Source organism: Candidatus Poribacteria bacterium, from assembly GCA_028820845.1.
Taxonomy (GTDB): domain Bacteria; phylum Poribacteria; class WGA-4E; order WGA-4E; family WGA-3G; genus WGA-3G.
In genome coordinates, this window is sequence record JAPPII010000013.1 from 132,205 (window position 1) to 155,488 (window position 23,284).

The following is a 23,284-nucleotide window of genomic DNA, read 5'->3' on the forward strand; positions in this document are numbered from 1 at the left end:
TATGGAAAAAATAAAGTTAGAAATGCGTAAAGCGTTAAAATTCAGCCTCGGCATTCTCATTACCCTTTTCAGTATCACAGGCTGCTCCGATATGCCTTATATAGGTTCCGTGCTGATGGATCACGAGGTAGACCGTTATCTTGTCGCAACGGATGGAAATGTCGTCTGCTTTCAGGACGACCTCGACTCTACCTGCATAAGACTTAGACCTGAAGCCGGAAACGGCGTGAATGCCATCAATCCGCATGCTGTTCATATCTATCCTCAGAGACGCGTTTATGTCTTCTATCATGAAGGGAACCCTATTTTGCGCGCAGAGAGAGCCACGATTACCCAGGCGTTAACGGGCGCAAACGGAAGTAGTGAAAATAATAATAATAACAACGGCAATAACAGGGGCAATGGAAATAATAATAATAATAACGGCGACGGCGGCAATAATAACAACGGTAATAACGGAAACGATGGAAACAGTAATAACAACGGCAATAATAATGGCGTCGGTAATAATAACAATGGCAATAACGGAAACGATGGAAACAGTAATAACAACGGCAATAACGGAAACGATGGAAACAATAATAACAACAACGATAATAATGGGAGTTCAGATGATGGACACGGATGGATTATCTGGGTATACTACCCAGAGGGAACGAATCCTGAAGCACCACCGACCCTTAGCGAGAGCGGCGTAACGGTTACGATCAATGGAAAACAGTTAACAGATAGCGATATAACCGGTTTCGCACAATTCATCGGCACCGGTGGCGAAACAGGCATTCAGTTTTTCTATCCAACGCAGTCCGCAGAACTTTTAGACCTAAAAGTGCGACTCGAAGGGGTAGTCGATGCTGATGAGACAGCAAAATTCAACATAAACTACTTGTGGAAATCGCAACAATAATCCTTTTCTATCACACTGCCCTCCGAACTTCCAACAAAATATTAACACATCCATCGGAGCATTTTTTGTAACCCCCTTACGAAAAATAACGTTTCCTCTTAAGGAAAGATTTTCCAAATTCGTAACTCACTGAGAACAGCCCTTAACGAGAAAAGACCACCAAGCCAAAGTCCAAAACACATTTCTGCGTCGATCTTGCTTGGAGGAGGAAAATTATCGTGTTCTTTAATAAATCACTGTACGCTTTCGTTTTTGCTGTGTTACTCATCTCCGGACTCGCTTTCTTCGCAATACCCGCAACAGCAGTTGTGACACCAGTACTGTCGGTAACAGATGTGGATGAGGACACAACGGGTATACAGGTATACGGCATCAGAGCTGAGTCGGTTCCCTTCGAGTTAACTGTCACGTTTCAGGATCAAGGTACGAATGCTGAGGTAACCGGCTTTGGTGTTGATGATATCGAATTGTTTGCCGCAGATAGCAGCGGCAACATTGTGGAGGGCGGAGCAAGTGCCGCGTCTGTTTCCTCTAATGCTGATGGTAGTGTCTACACAGTGACAATCATTGCCGAAGAAAATATTGAGAGGGTCCGCATAGGGGTGGTACGCAATGCTGCGAAGACCCCTGGTAGATTAGTCGGTGAGAGCGTCGAGGGGCTGGAAGCTACTGATCCCGCTGACATAATAATCGTCAACATAGTGCGGAGTGCCGCACCACCCCTCACCTTATCCGACGATATGTCTATTAGCGGTCAGGGCCCCTTTACCGTTACCTTAACCTCAACGAAAGCCATCACGCTGACGCGCACAGATATTGATGTCAAGGGTGGATATATTCCAACGGATGGGCTCTCATCCGATGCCACGAAAAAAGTCTGGACGGTGACAATCGTCCCCGGGCCAAATGTGAAAGTGGTCGTAATTGATCCGACACCTACTGGTACCTATATTTTCCGGAAAGGCACGTATACCGTGGGCCCCCAAACAATTCGGCAAGGAAGCGTTAGAGACCTCAATGGGAAAGTAACTATCAGCGAGATTATGTTCGCTACTGATGAAGGGGTAAACGAAATCCAGTGGATCGAAATTTTTAACAACTCTGATACCGAAACTGTTGTCCTTGATGCTGATGACGGTTGGGAGTTGATTATTGAAAACTATAACGATCCAGAGTGGACCACGATTTCGCGCTTCGGGACGATTAATTTTAAAAATAAGGGCAACGTCAAAACCATTCCCCCGAGGCAGACAATGCTAATCGTCTCGGCACGCGGTAGGAATTCAGATAACACGCACTTTAAATCTACCCGCGTCTTCGATGTCTATGCAGAACTTGCAACTGAATTTGGTATGAACAGCCGGCGCGACCCTTTTTTGCATCCAACCAAAGGATTCCACATCCAACTCGTTGATGGGCAAAATGAACTCGCCGACAAAGTCGGAAACCTGGATGGAAGAATCCGGACTGCTGATAAACCCACATGGCAACTGCCCAATGGCTGGACAAAAGATGGCGACCGCACTTCAATCGTCCGAAGATATTCGGGCAGCGGGATAGGCCGCGATGGCACCCAGCGAAAAGGATGGATACCCGCGGCGGAAACCAACTTCTCGTACCTATCTAAAAAGAAAATTGAAACTTGGTACGGTCTCAGTAACGACTACGGCAGTCCCGGTATCCACGCCGGCGGGGCACTTCCTGTCCAACTCTCTCACTTCCGACCCGAACGCACGGCGATGGGGACAGTTCTCATCAAGTGGACCACCGAATCCGAGGTGGACAACGCCGGATTCAATATCCTACGGAGTCAAACCCAAACGGGTGTGTTCAAAATTATCAATACACAACTGATCCCCGGTGCAGGTACAACAGCAGAACGGAATATCTATATCTGGACAGACACAACTGCCAAGCCAAATGTTGTCTACTATTACCAGATTGAGGACGTATCTTTTGCCGGAGAACGACAAATCTTAGTTACCAGTCGGCTCAAGGGGACAATCTCTGCCAATGGCAAACTCACCACTCGGTGGGCAGGATTGAAATCTCAAGATTAATAGGACTTGTGCACGCAAAGACCCCTAGGTGCAGTTTTGCGGCGGACTCGCCCCCGGTTCATGCCATACGGCATTCATACCGTTGATTTTGATTTATGCGACGTGCATTCTAACCGCATCTTAAGAGGGCCTCACTCATCAAGTTGATGCACAACAGCAAGCGGGGTCGCCGCGAGTAAACCTGCATCAATGGGAATGATAACGCCAGAAATCCATTTCGATTCGTCACTGGCGAGAAACACGGTTGCCCACGCCACATCCCAGGCGGTTCCCTCGGTTCCAAGCGGCCCAATGCGCCGCCGTCGTTCTCGTTCTGCTTCACTCAGATACGGCGCAGGAAACGAGGCATAGAGGTGTCCAGGCGCGATACAATTCACACGGACGTTGTCGCGTCCGTGGTGAACTGCCATGACTTTTGTCGCAGAGATCATCCCACCTTTCGCAGCCGCATAAGGTACATTTCTTGATGAACCCGCACGCAATGCATCAATTGACGAAACATTGATAATCGAACCACCACCTGCCTCAGCCATTCGCGGGATAGCGTGTTTGCACGCCATAATCATGCTTTTGAGGTTGACATCCATCACTCTGTCCCACTTCTCTGCGTCAACCTGTGTGACCATTCCAGAGCCACCGAGTCCGACGTTATTAAACAGCACATTCACTTTACCGAAATGTGCAACCGCGGCTTCCACCATCCCCGCACACGCTGCTTCTGTTGACAAATCCCCGATAAATATAGCGGCTTCACCACCCGCTGCCTCAATTTCTGCAAGGGTCGCGTTAGCGTTCTCTGGTGAGATGTCAGCCAGCAGCACCTTTGCCCCTTCTCTCGCAAAGAGCATGGATGTCGCATAGCCGGTACCGTCAACTTCACCCTTTTTGCCAGCACCCGTAACAATCGCAACCTTCCCGTTCAATCGATCCATAGTTTTAATCCATCATAAATGGTAATTGGCTGTTGGCTATTGGCTATTGGCAATGGATTATGAGTCTATGTTTTGGGTAGTGGGTTAAAAGGGATGGAGTAACAATCAACACGCTTTCCCATACCCATAACTCACAACTGATTGCCGACTGCCGACGGCTGACAGCCATAAGCCAACTGCTAATCGCTAATCGCCAGTTTATCGTTAATTTCCTTCTGGTAGCCTTCCAATTCGCAGTTTTCAATCTCTGCGATTGTCACAGGGCGGCCGAACCATCCCGATTCGTACACTGCCATACAGATGGCTTCAGAACGCATGCCTTCGACAGCGTCCACTTCAGGTTTATCGCCACTCCGAATCGCATCGGCGAAGTATTTCAACTCAATCGCCACGGTATCTTCAACGCCGCCGGGGAAGTAGTATTCCTGTTCCGAATCGCTGAGGTTATCTGTGAATTCTTTCATCAAATCGTCGTTAGAAATCGGTTCGCCGCCACGTGGTACTAACCCGAGGTTCCAATCCAACGCCCCCTCACTGCCGTAAACGGTGTGCTGACGGAAGTGGTGCCCTGGTGCCGAACCAACCCATGTCCACTGTGCTGTAACGCCTTGTTCGAACTTGATGGTAGCAATCATCGCGTCTTCAACATCAACGGCATACCCCCCCTCTCTTTCTGCCGGATTATCGTAACGATAGGGTTCATAAGCCTTGTTAATGGCGTAAACCTCTTCAGCTTCCATACCGAGAATATAGCGCATCAGATCAGTGAAATGTACACCACCGTCTAATGCCCAACCCCCGCCTGCATCCATCTTGAAGTTGCGCCACCCCCATTTCCCCAAGTTTTCGCCAGCCTCTATCCAGAAAAACATCCGCGGGTCACCAATACGCCCTTGCGCAATTGCCCAACTCCTCGTCCGCTGGATGCGTGCTAGACGATAGTTCTCAGCGACAGAGACAATCTTATTGTTTCGATCCGCTGCTTCCATCATCAGTTTACATGCCCGCATCGTAATGCCAAACGGTTTTTCAATAATAACATGCTTCCCCGCATCAAGCGCAGGCACAGCCAGCGTGTGATGCACACTGTGAAGCGCGCAGATGTCAACACACGCCAAATCCGGGTGTTTCTCCAGCATCTCATCAAGTTCTGTATAAACTGCCGGTTTCGTACCACCTTGAAACGCGTGTGCCTGATTGGCACGTTCTTCGGCATGTTCGGATACGATGTCGCACGCCCCTACGATTTCATAGTCCCGCAACCCTTTAGACCAGAGTTCTTGGTATGCCCTCATGTGCGCGCCGGACATCCCGCCACAACCGACTAAACCCATTTTAATCCGTTCTGCCATGTAGACCTCCTTATGCATCCTACTCACAATTCGCGCACGTCCACCGTACGCCTACATCAGGATACACGAAATTATATGTGATACACAGTCCTCTGTCAATATTTTTGTCTGTACGTCCAACTGAATGCATCTATTGACTTTAAAATCTCTTTTCTGATAGAATAAAAAAATAAAGGAGGAAGAAAAATGGCTATGCATATCACTGGTATGAAGCTTTTCTATAGTTTTCTGTGTCTGTTGGTTGTATTCATAGTTTCGACCTTCATTGGTGCTATACAAGCAGATGCCGCTGTTGATGAAAATACTGTCGCCGTCTGGCTTTTTGAAGAAGGTGCCGGGAACGTCGTGAAAGACGCTTCTGGCAACGGTCATGACGGCGAATTTGAAGGCAGTCCTAAATGGGTCAAAGGGAAATTTGGAACAGGACTTGAGTTCCCAGGCGATTCCAGTGGTTACGTCGTCGTGAATTCTACCAAGCAGCTGGAGTTAGAGGAACTCAGCATTGAAGCGTGGGTCAAAGTCGAAGAGTCCACAGGTAAATGGCAAGGAATGGTTTGCAAACAACAAGCGGGCTGTGGCAATCGTAACTACGGCATCTGGGTTCATGTTGATCAGAGTGTTCTGCACGCACAGATCGGGGCGAATGGGGCATGTGCCTTTAGTATTGATGGCACGACCGATATTACAGACGATAAGTGGCATCATCTCGCCTTTACTTTTGACGGCAAGATGGGACGGGTTTACGTTGATGGCGAATTGGAGAACGAGGCACCCAACGATGCTACATTCCAGAGCGCAGACCCAATTACTATTGGCGTGCCAAATCTTAATAACGCAAACGGGTTGAAGGGTATCATTGAAGAGATACGCATCTCCAATACCGCACGCACCGAGGAAGAAATCCAAGAAGCAATGAATGTCGGGTTAGCACAAATTCTCAGCATTGAACCCGGCGGCAAACTCTCAACACGTTGGGCATATCTTAAACACGTCCCATAGTTCAACTGGCTACCTGACAGATTCTGGACATTTAGATACACCAACGCCACTGTAGGGGTAGATCTCGTGCCTACCCCATAAAAATAAAAAAAGATGACAATCTCAGTCACCATACACAAAAGGAGCACAGATTGAAAAAATTATCGTCCGCATCTTTACTGCTTTTTTGCCTCACCCTACTCGCCTGCGGAACAGTTAACCTTGGCACCGAACAAGATATTCAGACAGCAACGTTAAAAAATGTTGATGGTGCCGCGGTCCAAGGACTCCCCACGGCGATACCAGAAGCGGTTGGTGTTTCTACCAAACGCCTAAAGCGCATCCGCTCTCTTCTGCAAGGGTACGTCAATTCAGGACAACTACCCGGATTCCTAACAGTCGTAGCGAGGCAAGGAAAAATCGTCCATTTTGAGACCATCGGCATGCAAGATGTTGAGAACAACAAACCTGTTGAACCGGATACCATCTTTCGCATTTATTCCATGTCGAAACCGATTACCAGTGTCGCTGTGATGATGCTCTATGAGGAGGGGCATTTTCAACTCGGCACACCCGTCTCCAAGTTCATCCCTGAATTTGAAAATATGAAGGTCTACAACGAAGATCAGACAGAAGTTTTGGATGCAAAGAAAAAGATAACTATCAAGCACCTCCTCATGCATACCGCCGGATTCACTTACGGGTGGGGCAAAAAACCGGTTGATGAACGCTATAAGGAACTGAAAATTTTTGATACCGTCATGGATTTGACACCGAGTGAAAAACTCGCCAATATGGTGGAAAAACTCAGCACTATCCCTCTCGTTCACGAACCGGGAGAGAAGTGGACCTACGGAGTCTCTACTGATGTACTCGGCTATTTTGTAGAGGTTGTATCCGGTATGCCGTTTGAAGAATTCCTCCAAACCCGACTCTTTGGACCCCTCGGTATGGTAGACACCGGGTTTTCAGTCCCACGAGAGAAACAGGACCGGTTCGCAGCTTTGTATAGACCTAACAAAAAAAATGGTATGGAACGAATAGAAGATAGAGGCACCCGACTCGCGAACGGTGAAATCAATTTTTTCCCGTCAGGCGGTGGCGGTCTCGCCTCAACGGCTGCAGATTATATGCGGTTTTCTCAGATGTTGCTCAACGGTGGTGAACTCGACGGTGTCCGCATATTAGGAAAGAAAACCGTTGAACTGATGCGCTATCCGCATCACGATAATTGGTTTGGACTCGGTTTCGCTGTTGTTACAGATGAGGAACCCCCTAACATTCTTGAATCCGTCGGGAACTTCAGTTGGGGCGGTGCTGCCGCAACTACTTTCTGGATTGACCCGGAGGAAGAATTGATTGGCTTGCTCATGACGCAACTTCTCAATAACCGCTACTCTTTCCAGCAACAATTTAAAGTCCTAACCTATCAGGCACTTACAGAATAACATGGGAGACCTGAATGGCAATATATGATGGACTGCCGCGAGCAATCCCTGAAGATATGGGCATGTCAACATCGCGATTAGCGCGTATGACACCCGTCATGCAAGGCTATGTTGACAATGGGAAAATCCCTTCCGCATTGACGATGATAGCACGCGGTGGCAGGCTCGTCCATTTTGAAAAGTTTGGTATGCAGGATATCGCCGCCGCCAAACCGATAGAATTTGACACCGTCTTTCGCCTCTACTCAATGACGAAGCCGATTACGAGCATCGCTGTGATGATGCTCTACGAAGAAGGGCATTTTCAACTCACCACGCCTGTTTCCGAATTTGTGCCGTTTTTCAAAGATATGAAGGTTTACACGAAAGATGGCAAGGATATTGTAGACGCAGAACGCGAGGTGACAATAAAACATTTACTGACACATACCACTGGACTCATCTATGATAGCAATAAGGATGATCACCCGATTGATCAGCAATATGAAGATGCCGATCTCTACGGGGGTGACCTCGCGAACATGATAGAAAAACTCGGAAGTATCCCTCTTATTCACCAGCCAGGGAGCGCATGGAAGTACGGTATGTCTACCGATGTTCTCGGCTATCTTGTACAGATCGTATCGAGGATACCCTTTGCGACGTTTTTAAAAACCCGTATTTTTGATCCATTGGGTATGCAAGACACCGGTTTCTCCGTGCGTGTTGAAGATGCTGACCGATACTCAAAAATATATGATTACGTGAAGGGTAGTGGTCTTAAGCGAATTGAGAAGGTCCATGCTGCAACTGGACCCCTAAGCTTTTTCCACTCTGGTGGCGGAGGGCTACAATCGACCGCCGCGAATTATCTTCGGTTCTGCCAAATGGTACTCAACGACGGTGAACTCGATGGCGTGCGACTCTTGGGGCGAAAAACCGCCGAACTCATTAAGATGAGTCACGTTCCACCCAATTGGTTAGCCCCAGAAAGAACAGGTACCGGTTTCGGACTCGGATTCTCGGTTATTACAGATGTCGCTGACACAGGTAGTCTCGGTTCCATAGGTACTTGCAGTTGGGGCGGCATGGCAAGCACCACATTTTGGATTGACCCTGTGGAAGAGTTAATCGCCATTCTGATGACGCAAGTGGTTAATGTCGATTGTCCATTCCATGCCCAATTCCGAACTTTAACCTATCAAGCACTCACGGAATAATAGTTATCGGCTGTCGGTTTTCGGTATATGGCAGGCACGCGTCATGTGTTTGTCACAAGGTCTCTTTGCTGACTACTGACTACTGACTGCTGACCGCTAATATAGGAGTTTTTTTAATGACCTTATACGAAGGATTACCACGCGCCGTGCCTGAAGATGTCGGCATGTCAACATCGCGACTCGGACGTATTGCACCAATCATGCAACGCTGGGTTGACAATGGAAAAATCCCCGGTGCACTAACTATGATTGCTCGTGAAGGCAGGCTTGTCCATTTTGAAAAATTTGGCACCCAAGATGTAGCGTCTGCCAAACCCATAGAATTCGATACCATCTTCCGTATCTACTCAATGACAAAGCCGATTACGAGCATCGCTGTAATGATGCTCTATGAGGAGGGGCATTTTCAACTCGGCACACCTGTCTCCGAACTTATCCCCGCTTTCAAAGATATGCAGGTCTACACGGAAAACGGTGAGGATATTGTTGACGCAGAAACCGAAATGACAATAAAGCATCTGCTCACACACACCTCTGGACTTATCTATGGCGGAGACGGGGAGCATCCAATTAATCAGCGGTATAGAGACGCGAATTACTACCGCGGCGATCTCGCATACATGGCGCAAGAACTTGGAAAAATCCCACTTTATTGTCATCCGGGTAGCGCGTGGAATTACGGTATGTCTACTGACGTACTCGGCTATCTCGTAGAAGTCGTATCGGGTATGTCGTTTGCGGAATTTTTGGAAACCCGCATTTGCGATCCTTTGAGGATGAGCGATACCGCTTTCTCGGTGCCAGACGAGAAAGCCGATAGATATATGACCTTATACGAACCTGCGGAAGATGGCGGTATTCAGGTGATTGAAAACGCCCCTGTTTCAAGCGGCCCGCTAAGCTTCTTTCATTCCGGTGGTGCCGGACTACAATCAACTGCTGCCGATTATCTCCGTTTTTGTCAGATGTTACTCAACGATGGCGAACTCGACGGCGAGCGGCTCCTTGGCAGAAAAACCGTCGAACTCATCAGAGTGAATCATATCTCTGACGAGTGGCAACCGCTTGAGAGAACGGGCTGCGGTTTCGGACTCGGATTCGCTGTTGTCACGGATGTTGCTGACACGCACAGTCTCGGTTCCTTAGGTACCTACAGCTGGGGCGGCCTCGCAAGCACAACCTTCTGGATTGATCCTGTCGAAGCGTTAATCGGCATTCTGATGACGCAATTGATTGGCGACTCACCATTCCATGCCCAATTCCGAGTGCTCACGTATCAGGGAATTGTTGATTAGATGAGGAGGAACAATAATGAAAATCGCAGTTGTAACCGGCGAACACGGATTTCAAGAAAAAGAATTTGATGCCGTGTTCAAAAGTATGAATGGAATCCAATTCGTCCGTGAAGACCTTGACGCCTTTGTAGCGGACCCGAACCAGAAGGACTACGACACCGTCGTCTTTTACAACTTCCACCGTCCTTATCCTACAGATCCACAGGCCCGCGCCATCCTCGGTCTCAGCGAACGCGGACAGGGAATCGTTATCTTGCATCACGCCATTCTCGCCTTTCCCGAATGGGATGTCTATTCCGATATGTGCGGCATTCATGACCGAGACTTCGGATGGCATCCGCGGCAAACACTCCACGTACAGGTCGCTGATGCAAACCACCCGATTACCGAAGGACTGATGGATTGGGAGATGGGTGACGAAACCTATACCATGAAATCCGCAGATGAGGATAGCTCCTGTCTCTTAACCGTTGATCATCCGAACAGCATGAATGTCCTCGCTTGGGCGCGTGCGTACGGTAATTCTCGCATCTTCTGCTTCCAGAGCGGACACGACGATGTTACTTTTTCTAACCCAAACTTCCGAGAAGTGCTCCGCCGTGGCATTCACTGGTGCGCCAAAACTATTTTGTAGCATAGCCTGTTAGGCTGTGCATTGTGGTACAAACTGTTAGTTTGTGCCAATTTACAGGGTAAAGCAATGCATTGTATTTTTTTTCTCCCTCGATTTAGAGGGACTTGGAAACGCACACGCCATATAGGCATAACTTGTGTTTTTTGCTTATTTTTAACGATACTCACAAACGCAGATAAGGGGAAAGCGATGGCGCAAACACGGTACGCAGTCAATGGAAGAATAGTTGATGCCCTTGAGTCAAAATACGACGTTTACACCCTACACCAAGAAGGAAAAGCCGTTGCTGAGATCGTGCCAGCACTCGGAAATAACTGCTACGTCTTTAAAGTGGCGGATGGAGAGATGTGGATTAACCTGATAGACCCACCACCTGATCTCGCTACACTGGAGGAACGTCCAACTGCTTACGGGAACCCGATTCTGTTTCCGTTTCCAAATCGAATCCGCAACGGTAGATGGCAATTTGAGGGTGAAACCTATCAGTTTGACAAAGCACCTGAGTCGCCAACAACAATCCACGGCTTGTTGCTAAATCAACCGTATCAGGTCGATAAACACGCCGCTGACGAAAACGGGGCAACGTTAGTCTGTTCGCTCAATTCCGAACATTTTCCAGATGTTATCCGTCAGTATCCGTTCCCTTTCACAATTGAGATTACCTATACCCTCAAAGACGCAGTACTAACGATGGGGATTTCCATCAAAAACACTGGTGACCGAAATATGCCAATAGGATTCGGTATCCACCCCTATTTTAGTACGAACTTAACCGGATCAGCCGATGCGTCACAAGCACTGATTACTGTCCCCGCCGCGAAGTATTGGGAATTGGACGATGTCCTCGTTCCAACCGGTAAGCAGAACGATGTCGCTGGAACGCTGGATCTACGCAACGGACAGCCGTTTGGAGAACTAAAGCTCGATCATGTCTTTACGGACGTAAAACTTGTTAATGATGTAAGTCGATGCCTTATTGAGAATAAAGACACTGGACACACCATGGTGATGGAGTCAGACGCGATATTCAGAGAACTCGTCGTCTACACACCACCCGGTAGAGATGCTATCTGTTTTGAACCTTACACGTGTCCAACGGATGCCATCAATTTAGAGGCGAGAGATATTCCGGCAGGCGTGATCGTGCTTGCACCAAATGAAACCTTCTCTGGAACCGTCCGCTTTATGTTAAAGTAGTAGGCAGACTCCGCTCTGCCGTCTATATGCTTCTGCCATGAGAATTATCGTCCTATTACTTTTACCAACTCTGCTCACGTTTACAGAGCCGTGTTTGGCAATCCGTCAAGGCACAGCCACCACCGAGCTCTTTATCAGACGCTATACGCAGTCCGGTGACTTTGAGAGACTCGCCCGCTGGCACGCAGCCGCCGCCGAATGCCTTAAGCACATTTCTGTTCCGATGAACGAGATTGCGTACGACTACTACAAGCGAAATGGATACGAAAAGTGGGCAGCGCGGGCGAAAAAGGAAGCACAGGAAATTCAGAAACAGTTTCAGTTTCACCGCACACGCGCCCAAATCGCGAGGCAGAAGCTTGTAGAAGAGACTCGCAACTCCGACTCCCATTCGGTGCTGGATACGGAATCCGAAAATATCAAAAAATTCATCACAACATGGCTCCCTCACTATCCCGATCGATTCTACGAGTTTGGTATCTATCCGACCTTTTTCAGAAAACAACGGGAATTAGTGGAGCAGAGAAGCGATTATGTAAAAGTACTTCAACTTGAAGCGGACGCAGCGGAGATGTGTGCGGCACAATATGAACGAATTCCAGTTGCTTACGGACTTAAAAACTACGAGAAACATCGAGACGCGTATCGTCAATACGCTGCGTATCTCCGAAGCCTCGCACAGCAAGATCCTAAGGCATTGCCATCACTGGTAGACCAAGGCAAACGGATAGCGGATTCGCTCGCAATTCAGGATGACCCCTCTCCGCAAAAAGCAGAAGTCGTCCTTCAAATCGCGAAGTCGGATGCCCGAGTCAAAGTCGTTTTGGCAGGTCAGCGTGCTGTTCATTCTCATGCAACCTTTCAAGGATTCGCGTGGATAGTCCATTTCTCTAATCACAGTCGAGGGAATATCGCAGTCGCAATCGTTGATGGAAAAACTGCCAAAGTATTGGAGGTATTTTAACCAGATAACCTATTTTTGAGTTGACCCTAACTTCCAAGTATGAAACAATGGATGTCGGTTAAACTTTTTACACTCGTTAGGTCAGCAGACTTATCTCGAAGCAGTTTTTAAGGTATTAATTTTTAATTACGACTTACGCAGAATGCTCTTTTGTAGCATAACCTGTTAGGTTGTGCCACCAGAATGCTTGTGTTTTTCAGGGGTCTCCATCTCACAGAGCGGGCTATGGTCAAAATTGCGTAAATCCTGTTAATAATAACGTATCTAATTAGCCGTGGAAACGTTTTTATTTTCTGTGACCTATTTAAGTTTTGTTTTATGGTGTGTAGTTAATTTTTACAATTTATTGAGGGGGTTCATTATTCGCAGTATTTTTGTACTGTAAACTGTTAGTTTGAGAACACCATACGAACTACCCTTAATTTACGAAAAAAATAAAGGAAGTTGAAAATGAAAGTAAAAGGAATTATAGCCTCCGCATTTGTATTAGCAATTGCTGCTTTGGCTATCGGACTTACCGGCTGCGACGAGATGGCTACGATGATGCCTGACAGCAAAACCACAATGCCTGAAATGATGGAGGGGGAGATTTCCATCGGTATGGCGGTAGCACTGACAGGCCCCTTCGCCGAACCCTATGGGCTGCCGATGAAACGCGGCTTTGAATTGGCACAAGCAGAGATTAATGCACATACTGACGCCAACATCACATTCGTCACTGTAGACGCACAAAGCACCGTAGCGGGCGGGGTTGCAGCCGTCCAGCAATTGGTCGATGGAGGCGTGCCTGCCATCGTCGGAATTGGTGTCTCAACACATCTCAAAGAGGCGTTTCCCGTTGCACAAGAGAATGGGGTGGTCGCTTTTAGTTCGATCTCCGCCGCTGCCGGGCTCAGTGCACTCGGGGATTATATCTTCCGCGCCGGTCTCGCTACGAATATATTGCATCCCAATGGTGTGCGCCAGACGCAGCAGCAGCTCGGCTATACAAAAGTGGCGGCGATATACGATGCCGCGGATACCTACGCCATGAGTAGCAATGAGGAGATAGCCAAAGCACTTCAAGCGAGCGGTGTCGAAATTCTGACGGCGGAAACCTTCCAAAGCGGTGATACGGATTTTACGGAACAATTAACCCGTATCATGAACAGTGCACCTGAAGCACTTTTTATCTCTGCACTGGCACCGGAAATGGTGCAGATTATTGTTCAAGCGCGAGAAATCGGTATTCCTGCTTCTGTTCGTTTTATTGTTCCCGATTTGACCGCAGACGAGGCACAAAAAGCCGGAACTGCTGCCGAGGGCGCGATAGCTTTCACGAACTGGTCCAGCGCGTCTGATGCCCCCGGAAACCAAGCCTTCGTTCAAAATTACAGAGCCAAATACGGCATCGAACCCGAACCCTGGGCAGCACAGTCGTATGCGACCCTCTATATTCTCGCAAATGCTATCAATACCGCACAATCCACAGATGCCGCTGCGATTCGTGACGCACTCGCCCAGACGATGAACTTTTCGACGATCTTAGGCGATTTTTCTTTTGACCCCAACGGCGAAGCGATGTATGCCCCAATCGTCTTGATGGTCAAAGACGGTACGCTGCACCCCTTTGAAGCAACAGCACCTGAAATGATGGATACTGGGATTCCCATCGGTATGGTCGTATCCCTCACAGGAAAAGATGCCGAACCTTATGGACTTCCAATGCAGCGCGGCTTTGAATTGGCACGAGAAGAGCTTAACATGCTCAGGACTACGCCCCTCACATTCGTCCCCGCGGACGATCACAGTTCGGAGGAAGGCGCGATCGCAGCCGTCCAGCACTTGGTCGATCAAGGCGTACCTGCTATCGTCGGCATCGCTATCTCAGATTACCTTGAAGACGCGTTTCCGATTGCACAAGACAGTGGCGTGGTCGCTTTTAGTTCGGTTTCCACCGCTGCCGGTCTAAGCTCGATTGGAGATTTTGTCTTCCGCACTGGGCTCGCTGTAGACATCGTGAATCCCAGTGGCGTGACGCTCACGCACGAGAAACTCGGTTATGAAAAAGTGGCATTAATATACGATGCCGCCGATACCTACTCCACAAGCAGCAATACTGAAATAAAAAACGCGCTCGATGCCATCGGTATTGAGATTCTGGTAGAGGAAACTTTCCAAACCGGCGATACTGATGTTACGGAGCAACTCACCAATATTATGGAGATGGCACCTGAAGCCCTCTTTATCTCTGCACTGTCGGTCGAGTTGACGCAGGTTATCATTCAAGCCGGAGAACTCGGTATTCCCGACACTGTTCAACTTATTCTACCGGATTTGACTGCAAAAGAGGTCCAAGATGCCGGCGGTGCCGCTGAGGGAGCAATCACTTTTACAGGATGGACAACCCTGTCTAATATCCACAGGAACCAAGACTTCATCCAGAAGTATCGGGCAAAATACGGTATTGAACCCGAACCCTGGGCAGCACAGTCGTATGCGACCCTCTATATTCTCGCAAACGCCATTGATACTGCGCAAGCGACAGATGCCGCTGCGATTCGTGACGCACTCGCGCAGACGATGGATTTTCCAACGATTTTGGGCAATTTCTCTTTCGATCCCAATGGGGAAGCGGTCTATGATCCGATTGTCCTGAGGGTCAAAGATGGGGAATTCCAACTCTTTGAATAGCCTATCGTCAGATCAACATAACCGGAGCCTTGTCATCAGTCGTGCGTGCACTGATGACAGGTGCTCTCATCGTTCAGACTTCTCTGCTGACAGCCATTATGAAACACCGCAAGGTTTTGTTGATTACCATCCTACTTTTAATAATGGCAGTCTGTTCTGTGTTCTCTCAAATGAAACCGGAGAATTTGCCTTTCACTGCTGTCGCTGCCGAAATAACCCCCGGTGAGTTGCTAATTCGTTTGACACCAGCGGCAGCGGCAGATCTTGAACGGTTACACGCCAACGCTCCGATCACTGCTCTCCACGCAAAACATAACGTCGAATCGCTGCACCCGTTGTTCCCTTACCTTGCACGCCCTTCACTTAATCCAAATTTGAAGCGTATCTATTTGTTGCGTTTTGCCCTTGATGTCCCTCTTGAAGCACTGAAAGCCGCTTATGAGCAGAGCCCTTTCGTTGAGGGCGTCGCGTACAACTATCTCCGTCCAACGCTGGCAGACGCTGTTTTTCCAAACGATCCCAAATATCCTGAGCAGTGGAGTCTGCCACTCATGAAATTACCACAGGCGTGGGCAATTGAAAAAGGGAATCGGGAGGTCGTGATCGCTATCATCGACTCTGGGATTGATTACAGACATGATGATTTGGCACCCAAAGTGTGGATAAATCCCGGCGAGGCTCCAAACAATGGTCTTGACGATGACGGCAACGGGTACGTTGACGATATCTACGGCTGGGATTTTACCGATGCTCCTAACTTACAAGCCGAGGGGGATTATATTGAGGGTGATAACGAACCGATTGATGAAAGCGGACACGGCACACATGTCGCTGGTATTGCTGGTGCCCTCCCCGATAATGGCATCGGTATCGCTGGAGTCGCTTGGGAATGCCCGCTTATGGCGATACGCGCCGGACTTTCACTCGGTGGTAGTTCACGAATGCAGGATGACGACTCCGCTGCCGCAATTGTCTATGCCGCTGACAACGGTGCAAGCGTCATCAATATGAGTTGGGGGAGTGAGCATCGCTCTTTCGTTATTCAAGACGCAATCGACTATGCCTATGCACGCGGTGTGGTATTGGTCGCCGCTGCAGGCAACTCCCAGAAACCAGAGGCAATCTTTCCAGCTGCCTATCGCAAAGTCATCGCCGTCGCGTCTACCGAACAGAATCAGCAGCGGTTCTACCAATCCAATTTCGGTGCTGCTATAGACATCGGTGCCCCTGGCAATGTAATTCTCAGCACACAGATTAATAATCAGTATCGGCTGCTTACAGGAACCTCAATGGCTTCCCCACATGTCGCTGGTGTTGCAGCATTGATGCTCGCTAAGCGACCTGGGCTGACACACGAGGAAGTCCGACATATACTTATTAACACCGCCGACCCAGTTTATCGAGAAGATAGCGATGAATTAGACGAGAGATTTGTTGGTGCCGGCACTGTCAATGCCGAACGCGCGCTCCTCGCCAGTGGCGCATTGCAAGCGCGCATTCTCGCCCCCGAAACCAATAGCGGCGGCGCAGATGCTATTACCGTTATCGGCACCGCTGGCGGCTATAAGTTCCGCTCGTGGCAACTCAGCTATGGCGCATCTACTGTACCAACCGTCTTTACGCCTTTCACCCAACCTTCCGTCGCACAGAAAATCAGTGAGATTCTTACTGTCTGGGATACCACGACCGTTCCTGAAGGTATCTATACCGTCCGTTTAACGACAACTGCTACGGATGGACAAGAGACACACGACCAAGTTGTATTGAGTGTTGATCGCACTCCTCCGCATATTATATCCCTTACTGCAACAGAGACGCTTTATGGTGAACGCGGACTTACGGTCTTCACATGGGCAACGGACGACATCACTCAGAACACCCTCTATTACCGCCGAAAAGGCAGCCTCGCTCCGTTTGCACCTGTTACAGCCACCGATCTCGGCATAGAGCATTTCTTTTCCTTAGGCTTGGAGACCGGGATTTACCAGTTCTTTGTTGAAGCGGAGAATATGACGAACCTCAAAGCACGGGAGGACAACGGCGGGGCTTTTTATGATATTGATGTCGTCGGTGGATATGTTTCACCAAGTGGGTTCATTGAAAAACCGCTCGACATCCCACCCCTCCACATCGCAAGTGTCACATCCGACTTCGATGCCGACGGGCTATTGGAACTCGTCGGGAGTCCGCTCGACTTAGAGAATGGAACCGACACCGACCTGCAAACCGCTATCCTCGCAATCTATGAACGGCTTCCGACGGGTAAATATGAGTTGGCACACACCGTTGAAAGTGTAGATGGACTCTCTAATCTCGAAAAGTTCATCACGTGGAGGGTAGATGATACGGACGGTGATGCCCTCCTTGAAATCCTTGCTACCGACGATGAGCGAACCTTCCTCGTTGAGAGCACGGTACCACACGGATATCCAAACCGAATTATATGGGAATCCCCTTTTCTCTCTGGCGGTACTATCGCTGATTTAGATGGTGATGGACAAAAGGAGATCATTGGCGCGGATAACAACAACGATCGGCTCCTCGTTTTTGAATATGACCCGACCGTAAACGCGCATGTCGAAAAAGCCGTACTAGTTAACGAGTCCCCGGGTTCTAATGTCTTCGCGCAGACCTTCGCTATTGCAGATTTCGATGAAGATGGGAGAACAGAATTGGTAGCAGGCGATAGCGAAGGTGAACTTTTTCTTTATGAAGTTACCACTATCAGCAATACCTTCCGCTTGGAATGGCAAACGCAACTCCCACTCAAAGACATCACCCAATTCGCTTCGGGGGATCTCACTGGAGACGGCAAACCGGAATTTGTGGTTGGTGGACTCCTCTCGTTACCCGATCTTCCCTCATCGGGACCGCTGATCTGGAAATTCTTTGTTTTTACACACACGTCAAATGGCTACGCTGTGCTATCGGACGGGGCGCGTGATGCCACTGTCGCAGTCGCACCACATCGCCTGTATGGGAACAGTCTCGCAATCGCAGATCTTGATCGAGACGGCTATAATGAGCTCATTGTCGCTACCTATCCAAACCTCTATGTTATGAGATGGAACGGCACAACGTTGCGACCCTTCTGGCATCGAAGGATGGAAGAGACCCCAATGCTTTTAACAGCGGAACTCAATCAGAACGACTTTAACGAATTTTATGTCAACCTTGAAGATGGAATTTATCGTTTTGAATCCATCTTCGCGACAGATCCAAATTCTATTGACACCCGCAAACCGTGGAACGTTGAGGCGAGACCCTTGACTGAAAAGGCAGTGCAAGTTACGTGGGACGCTCAGGCAGACGACACAACCGTAGGGGTGGGGTCTCCCCGCCCGCTCTCGCAGCAAACTCTCCTTTTTTCTGTCTACCGCGCACAGGGCGAAAAAGAGAAAGCACCGCCAGATAGCGACTTTCAGAAAGTCGCTGAAGATCTCACGGTCACAAGATACATTGACCGCCGCGTGACGAAAGGCAACACCTACTGGTACACCGTCACAACGCAGGTTGACGAGTCCGAAACCCGCCGCACCGATGCTGTCGCTGCGACCCCGCGAGAACCACCGCAATTAGTTCGCGCCGTTTATCACCGTCCCGAAGGAGAGATGTCCGCTTTACAAGTTGACGCGCAAATTGACATGTCCGATGAATCTCTACAGAGAAATGTCTGGGTGATTGTGACGTTTGACCGGCGGATGGACCTCAATGTTGGGGACGAAAACCGGTATATCCTACGAGTAACGAAACGCATTGATGGTGTAACCCCGAAATCTGCTATCCGTGATCGGATGGGCACACGCGCACTGTTAGTATTTGACGCAGATAGCCTGCTTGCACACTTCGGGCAACCCTTGACAGCTGAACCTGACCGATACGAGATTACCGTTTCTAACGTAACCGATATTGACGAGAACCCGATCCGCGCCGCCACGCGCCCCCTTGAAATTCCACCCAATGTTGTCGGCGCAGCCGTGTCGGATCTGACACAGGTGCGCGTCTATCCAAATCCGGTACGACCGAACAGGACTGATAAAGGCGTAATTACTTTTGACAGGCTCCCTGTCGGAACGCGTATCCAGCTCTTTGATGTCAGAGGTGTATTGCTCGAAACGCTGAACGTAACCGAACAGGATCACAACCGCAAAGAGTGGTGGCTTACAAGTAATAACACCGCGGATGTTTCAAGCGGTATCTACATCTACGTCTTGGAATTTGATACACTAAAAAAAATAGGAAAAATCGCGGTGATTAAATGAACCACTTCATCCTCATCGCAAATCCAATTTCCGGGAGAGGCAGAGCGAAAAGCACTGCTGAACAGGCACACGCCGCCCTCACTGAATCCGGGCAGCAAGGGCAATTGGTATTCACTTCAGCAGCTGGCGACGCAAAACGTTTCGCACACGAAGCCGTCACCGATGGTGTCCGATTCATAATTGCTTGCGGTGGGGATGGAACGCTGCACGAGGTAGTGAACGGCATAGCGACCATTCCAGATGTAGTTCTCGGAGTCCTGCCATGTGGACGCGGTAACGATTTCGCCGCCGCTATCGGCGTACCCTTGAAGCCGGAGGCAGCAATCCAAACCCTTTTATCCGGCACCCCTATCCACGTAGATTTAGGACGGTGCTATCATAGCGGTCAGCAGTCAGCGGTCAGCCATCAGCAAGAAGGTGGAACTTCACCGGAACTCTCTTTACTGAAGGTTCCCGAAAGCCGAAAGCCGAAAGCCAATGAACACTATTTTACCACAATCGCCACGTGCGGTTACGATGCCGAAGTCAGCCGCCGCGCTGCCAAAGGGACACCGGTATTTGCAGGCACAGCCTCCTACGCCCTCGCCGCCGTAGAGACCCTCTTTTACTACGACCCGCCTGTTGTGCATATCGAAGGCGATTTCGGGACTTACGAGGGCTCTTTGCTCCTTGCTGCGACCGGCATTACAAACCGGTACGGCGGCGGATTTCAAATTGTTCCAGACGCACGTATGGACGACGGACTTTTTGATGTCTGTATTATCCGTCCGGTCTCCTCGTTGACGGTACTTCGGCTCTTAGTGACACTCTTCTGGGGCGGACACGTTTCACATCCAGCCGTCTCCATACATCAGACCCGTGGGATAACCATTCAAGCAGAGACCCCGCTACGCCTTTACGCCGACGGCGAACCAATGTCCGAGACACCCGTAACGATTGAGACAATCAAAGCAGGACTTGTGGTGATGGCACCGTAAAAACATCGGCAAAATTCATCAAATCTGTGCATTTTTAAAAAAAATATATTTTTTTGAATTTTAATTTCACCAAAAAAATCTTTTTAGGTGTATAATTACAAACAGTCCTTCTGCAGAAAAGTAATTTTCACAATTCAAGTTCTATAAAACATTACAGGAGAATAAGATACCTCTCTAACTTTGGTAAAATACAGACAGATGTCAAATCCTCCGATAACTATGGAGATAAGGATGCGATTTATCATTATTGGCCTCTTATGTTTATCGATGATTGTTATTGGGTGTACAGGAAGTGAAATAAAAAAACCAGGTCAAGTACAGTCGCCCACCAAGAGTGAGCAAGGTCCTGTACCTACTGACAATGCTGTCAGTATAGATCAAGCACAAGGGGGGGCTGGAGATGTGCCAAGTAATGTGCAGATTGATACCCAAATCAGTGATGCCGAGAAACATTATAATGCATTTGCTTCGCTCAGCGGAACGGATCCGGAAGCAGCAATCAGTGAACTTTCCAAGTATGCCAAGCTTCGATTCAAGGACCATCCGCTTGCTGAGAAATGGTTAAAGCTCATTCATCGTCTCGTTTCGGAGAAAAAAGGCACCTTTCGAGATATGGAACGTTATACGAAATGGTACCTTCAGATGCTAACAGATATTGACCCAGAAAAGCGTATTGAACACGATATAAAAACGATTGAAAACTTACAAAACGGGCTAAAGCAACTTGAAATCATAGGCAGAATGCTTGAAAAACAAGGCGAAAATCTGGAAATTTATGAAATGCCAGGTATTTTTTCTTCAAAGTGATTGGCGTTTTGTTCTTATGGATAATAGCGGTTACGCTTCGCCTATTTCCCTGAAAGGAACGTTATATGAATACGCAATATAATTTGAGAGTATTAGGTATAGGGAGTCTTTTGACACTTCTCTTCTGTGCTGGTATTTTTTTCTACGCTCGCTGGGATAATCAGCGTTTTGTGTCAGAACTTCCACAATTACCCAACTTTGAGGTTACCTCACAGACCGTAGAACAAAGGGAGATGATTAGGAAAGAACTTCCAGGGCTGGACCCTCCTGCGGAAGCAGTAGAACCCCAGCGTTTGGAAGGGCAGCACATAGCCACGGAAGTGCCTGATATGGAAGCAGAAAAGCTAGTTCTGGAGGAAACGGAGATGTCTGAACTTGATTTGGAAGTGGATCCCCTATCTGTTTCTACAGTCGAACTCCCGGAAATATCAGAAGAAAATCTCCTTGAAACGACTGACTTTCGGAGAACAAAGGAGGCTTGGCAGGATTACAACGATCTCCTGGCAGTCGATTCCTCCTCTGCTTACACACGGCTTGCTGAAGGCTTTCGAGAGATGTATGGGGATCATCCTGAAATTGATATCATTGTTGAAAGCATTAAACGTGCAAATGAGAGAACCTTAACAGTTGACGATGCAATTGCCATGGTGACATCCACTTTAAAAATCATGCCGGCAGATCAGACCATCGTGATTGATCAAATGTCTGAGAAACTCGAACTTTTGTACGAACTCAAAGCATTTCAAGCCGAAGGGGGGAAGGCGACAGTTACCTTCAACATTTCTGTAGGAGAAAAGTAGAAAATGAAAATCGTTTCTTACGATTTTAGCATCGCTGTTGTTTGTGGGATTACTTTTTTCCTTATTTTTCATAATCGTCCTGTCCGTTCGGCAGCAACGACCCCGCTTTCAACACCCAGTGATTCCAGACAAAACTCAGAGAATAGTTCTATTGTAACACAGAAGTCTACAAATGCCTCCGCCCATGGGAGCGATCTCCCTATCGCGACATCTACATCAAAGAAAAAATGTGCTTGTTGTACGAAAACTTCTCTACATCTCAGAGAAGCAGTAAAGCAAAAACGACAAGAACTTGAACTCTGGGCAAGAGAAATGATCGCTAACTATGGTTATGAAGAAGGGATGAAACGGGTAGCAGCAAAATCTACCGTGTTAGCGGAACGCATACAACGACTCCTAGAGGAAGAAAAACACTCGAATCAGATATCTGCTGGTTCCCAAACTTCGATACAATGAAAATATATCACCACACATATTTTGTATAATAGCAGCTTTTGTATCTCCTACAAAGGTATTTTCTTTCGCAATAAGTAGTTTTGGGATTTGAAAAATTGGTTGAAAGAGTGCGGTGAACCCAGTGAATACAAGGGTTTTTGACTTGTTTAAAATGTGAGAAAATGGTATAATACTATCAGTTAAAAGGGGTGCTACCAACACCCCTTAAATCCAAAGCTGAGTTGCTTTAGACAACACTGCTGCTATTATACCGAAAATAGCAGAAAAAAAGCAACTCCTTTTGAAATACGGGTGTGTAAATATTTTGTCATCAGGTATTGAGTGATATATGTGTTGAAAGTAA

Annotated in this window: 17 protein-coding genes; 15 read left to right on the forward strand and 2 right to left on the reverse strand. The window is 48.2% G+C overall.

The annotated features are described in order from the left end of the window. Position 1 precedes the first annotated feature (1 nt). Entirely contained in the window at positions 2-907 is a 906-nt protein-coding gene (locus tag OXN25_03645; protein MDE0423947.1) for a hypothetical protein, read from the forward strand. Between the two features lie 218 nt (positions 908-1,125). After that, the gene (locus OXN25_03650; protein MDE0423948.1) at positions 1,126-2,967 is read left to right on the forward strand and encodes a lamin tail domain-containing protein; all 1,842 of its coding nucleotides are present in this window, start codon (positions 1,126-1,128) and stop codon (positions 2,965-2,967) included. A 131-nt stretch (positions 2,968-3,098) separates the two neighbouring features. Here OXN25_03650 and OXN25_03655 read toward each other — a convergent pair whose 3' ends face one another. Next, positions 3,099-3,899: an SDR family NAD(P)-dependent oxidoreductase gene (locus tag OXN25_03655; GenBank protein MDE0423949.1), complete on the reverse strand. Its 801-nt coding sequence runs from the start codon at positions 3,897-3,899 to the stop codon at positions 3,099-3,101. Between the two features lie 179 nt (positions 3,900-4,078). After that, positions 4,079-5,251 carry a Gfo/Idh/MocA family oxidoreductase gene (locus OXN25_03660; protein ID MDE0423950.1) on the reverse strand — a complete coding sequence of 391 codons (1,173 nt, stop codon included), beginning with the start codon at positions 5,249-5,251 and terminating at the stop codon, positions 4,079-4,081. A 186-nt stretch (positions 5,252-5,437) separates the two neighbouring features. On the opposite strand from OXN25_03660, the gene OXN25_03665 reads away from it, so the two are divergent. The 13 genes from OXN25_03665 to OXN25_03725 all read left to right on the forward strand — a co-directional run bounded on the left by OXN25_03665 (position 5,438) and on the right by OXN25_03725 (position 22,941). After that, positions 5,438-6,250, forward strand: a complete 813-nt coding sequence (locus OXN25_03665; GenBank protein MDE0423951.1) for a LamG domain-containing protein — start codon at positions 5,438-5,440, stop codon at positions 6,248-6,250. A gap of 131 nt (positions 6,251-6,381) precedes the next feature. Next, positions 6,382-7,677 (forward strand): serine hydrolase, encoded by a 1,296-nt coding sequence (locus OXN25_03670; GenBank protein MDE0423952.1) that lies wholly within the window; start codon positions 6,382-6,384, stop codon positions 7,675-7,677. A gap of 14 nt (positions 7,678-7,691) precedes the next feature. Then, positions 7,692-8,876 (forward strand): serine hydrolase, encoded by a 1,185-nt coding sequence (locus tag OXN25_03675; GenBank protein ID MDE0423953.1) that lies wholly within the window; start codon positions 7,692-7,694, stop codon positions 8,874-8,876. A gap of 116 nt (positions 8,877-8,992) precedes the next feature. Then, positions 8,993-10,171, forward strand: coding sequence for a serine hydrolase (locus OXN25_03680; protein MDE0423954.1), 1,179 nt, complete (start codon positions 8,993-8,995; stop codon positions 10,169-10,171). A 16-nt stretch (positions 10,172-10,187) separates the two neighbouring features. Next, positions 10,188-10,805: a ThuA domain-containing protein gene (locus tag OXN25_03685; protein MDE0423955.1), complete on the forward strand. Its 618-nt coding sequence runs from the start codon at positions 10,188-10,190 to the stop codon at positions 10,803-10,805. Between the two features lie 189 nt (positions 10,806-10,994). Further along, a complete protein-coding gene (locus tag OXN25_03690; GenBank protein MDE0423956.1) occupies positions 10,995-12,002 on the forward strand; it encodes an aldose 1-epimerase in 1,008 nt (335 codons plus the stop codon). A 94-nt stretch (positions 12,003-12,096) separates the two neighbouring features. Further along, a complete protein-coding gene (locus OXN25_03695; GenBank protein ID MDE0423957.1) occupies positions 12,097-12,966 on the forward strand; it encodes a hypothetical protein in 870 nt (289 codons plus the stop codon). 450 nt (positions 12,967-13,416) lie between these two features. Further along, complete coding sequence (locus tag OXN25_03700; GenBank protein MDE0423958.1) at positions 13,417-15,639, forward strand: ABC transporter substrate-binding protein; 2,223 nt, start codon at positions 13,417-13,419, stop codon at positions 15,637-15,639. Positions 15,640-15,680: 41 nt separating this feature from the next. Continuing rightward, positions 15,681-19,901, forward strand: coding sequence for a S8 family serine peptidase (locus OXN25_03705; protein MDE0423959.1), 4,221 nt, complete (start codon positions 15,681-15,683; stop codon positions 19,899-19,901). After that, positions 19,898-20,878, forward strand: a complete 981-nt coding sequence (locus tag OXN25_03710; GenBank protein MDE0423960.1) for a diacylglycerol kinase family lipid kinase — start codon at positions 19,898-19,900, stop codon at positions 20,876-20,878. Before OXN25_03705 ends, OXN25_03710 begins: the two co-directional genes overlap by 4 nt. A gap of 231 nt (positions 20,879-21,109) precedes the next feature. Next, complete coding sequence (locus tag OXN25_03715; protein MDE0423961.1) at positions 21,110-21,685, forward strand: hypothetical protein; 576 nt, start codon at positions 21,110-21,112, stop codon at positions 21,683-21,685. A 65-nt stretch (positions 21,686-21,750) separates the two neighbouring features. Then, positions 21,751-22,485, forward strand: a complete 735-nt coding sequence (locus OXN25_03720) for a hypothetical protein (protein MDE0423962.1) — start codon at positions 21,751-21,753, stop codon at positions 22,483-22,485. Positions 22,486-22,488: 3 nt separating this feature from the next. Next, complete coding sequence (locus tag OXN25_03725) at positions 22,489-22,941, forward strand: hypothetical protein (GenBank protein ID MDE0423963.1); 453 nt, start codon at positions 22,489-22,491, stop codon at positions 22,939-22,941. The last annotated feature ends 343 nt before the right edge of the window (positions 22,942-23,284 follow it).

Excerpts from the sequence above, each read along its gene's own strand:
- OXN25_03645 (MDE0423947.1), top strand. The coding sequence starts at position 2 with ATGGAAAAAATAAAGTTAGAAATGCGTAAAGCGTTAAAATTCAGCCTC.
- OXN25_03710 (MDE0423960.1), top strand. The coding sequence starts at position 19,898 with ATGAACCACTTCATCCTCATCGCAAATCCAATTTCCGGGAGAGGCAGA.
- OXN25_03665 (MDE0423951.1), top strand. The coding sequence starts at position 5,438 with ATGGCTATGCATATCACTGGTATGAAGCTTTTCTATAGTTTTCTGTGT.
- OXN25_03675 (MDE0423953.1), top strand. The coding sequence starts at position 7,692 with ATGGCAATATATGATGGACTGCCGCGAGCAATCCCTGAAGATATGGGC.
- OXN25_03715 (MDE0423961.1), top strand. The coding sequence starts at position 21,110 with ATGCGATTTATCATTATTGGCCTCTTATGTTTATCGATGATTGTTATT.
- OXN25_03655 (MDE0423949.1), bottom strand. The coding sequence starts at position 3,899 with ATGGATCGATTGAACGGGAAGGTTGCGATTGTTACGGGTGCTGGCAAA.
- OXN25_03685 (MDE0423955.1), top strand. The coding sequence starts at position 10,188 with ATGAAAATCGCAGTTGTAACCGGCGAACACGGATTTCAAGAAAAAGAA.
- OXN25_03700 (MDE0423958.1), top strand. The coding sequence starts at position 13,417 with ATGAAAGTAAAAGGAATTATAGCCTCCGCATTTGTATTAGCAATTGCT.
- OXN25_03680 (MDE0423954.1), top strand. The coding sequence starts at position 8,993 with ATGACCTTATACGAAGGATTACCACGCGCCGTGCCTGAAGATGTCGGC.
- OXN25_03690 (MDE0423956.1), top strand. The coding sequence starts at position 10,995 with ATGGCGCAAACACGGTACGCAGTCAATGGAAGAATAGTTGATGCCCTT.
- OXN25_03725 (MDE0423963.1), top strand. The coding sequence starts at position 22,489 with ATGAAAATCGTTTCTTACGATTTTAGCATCGCTGTTGTTTGTGGGATT.
- OXN25_03660 (MDE0423950.1), bottom strand. The coding sequence starts at position 5,251 with ATGGCAGAACGGATTAAAATGGGTTTAGTCGGTTGTGGCGGGATGTCC.
- OXN25_03720 (MDE0423962.1), top strand. The coding sequence starts at position 21,751 with ATGAATACGCAATATAATTTGAGAGTATTAGGTATAGGGAGTCTTTTG.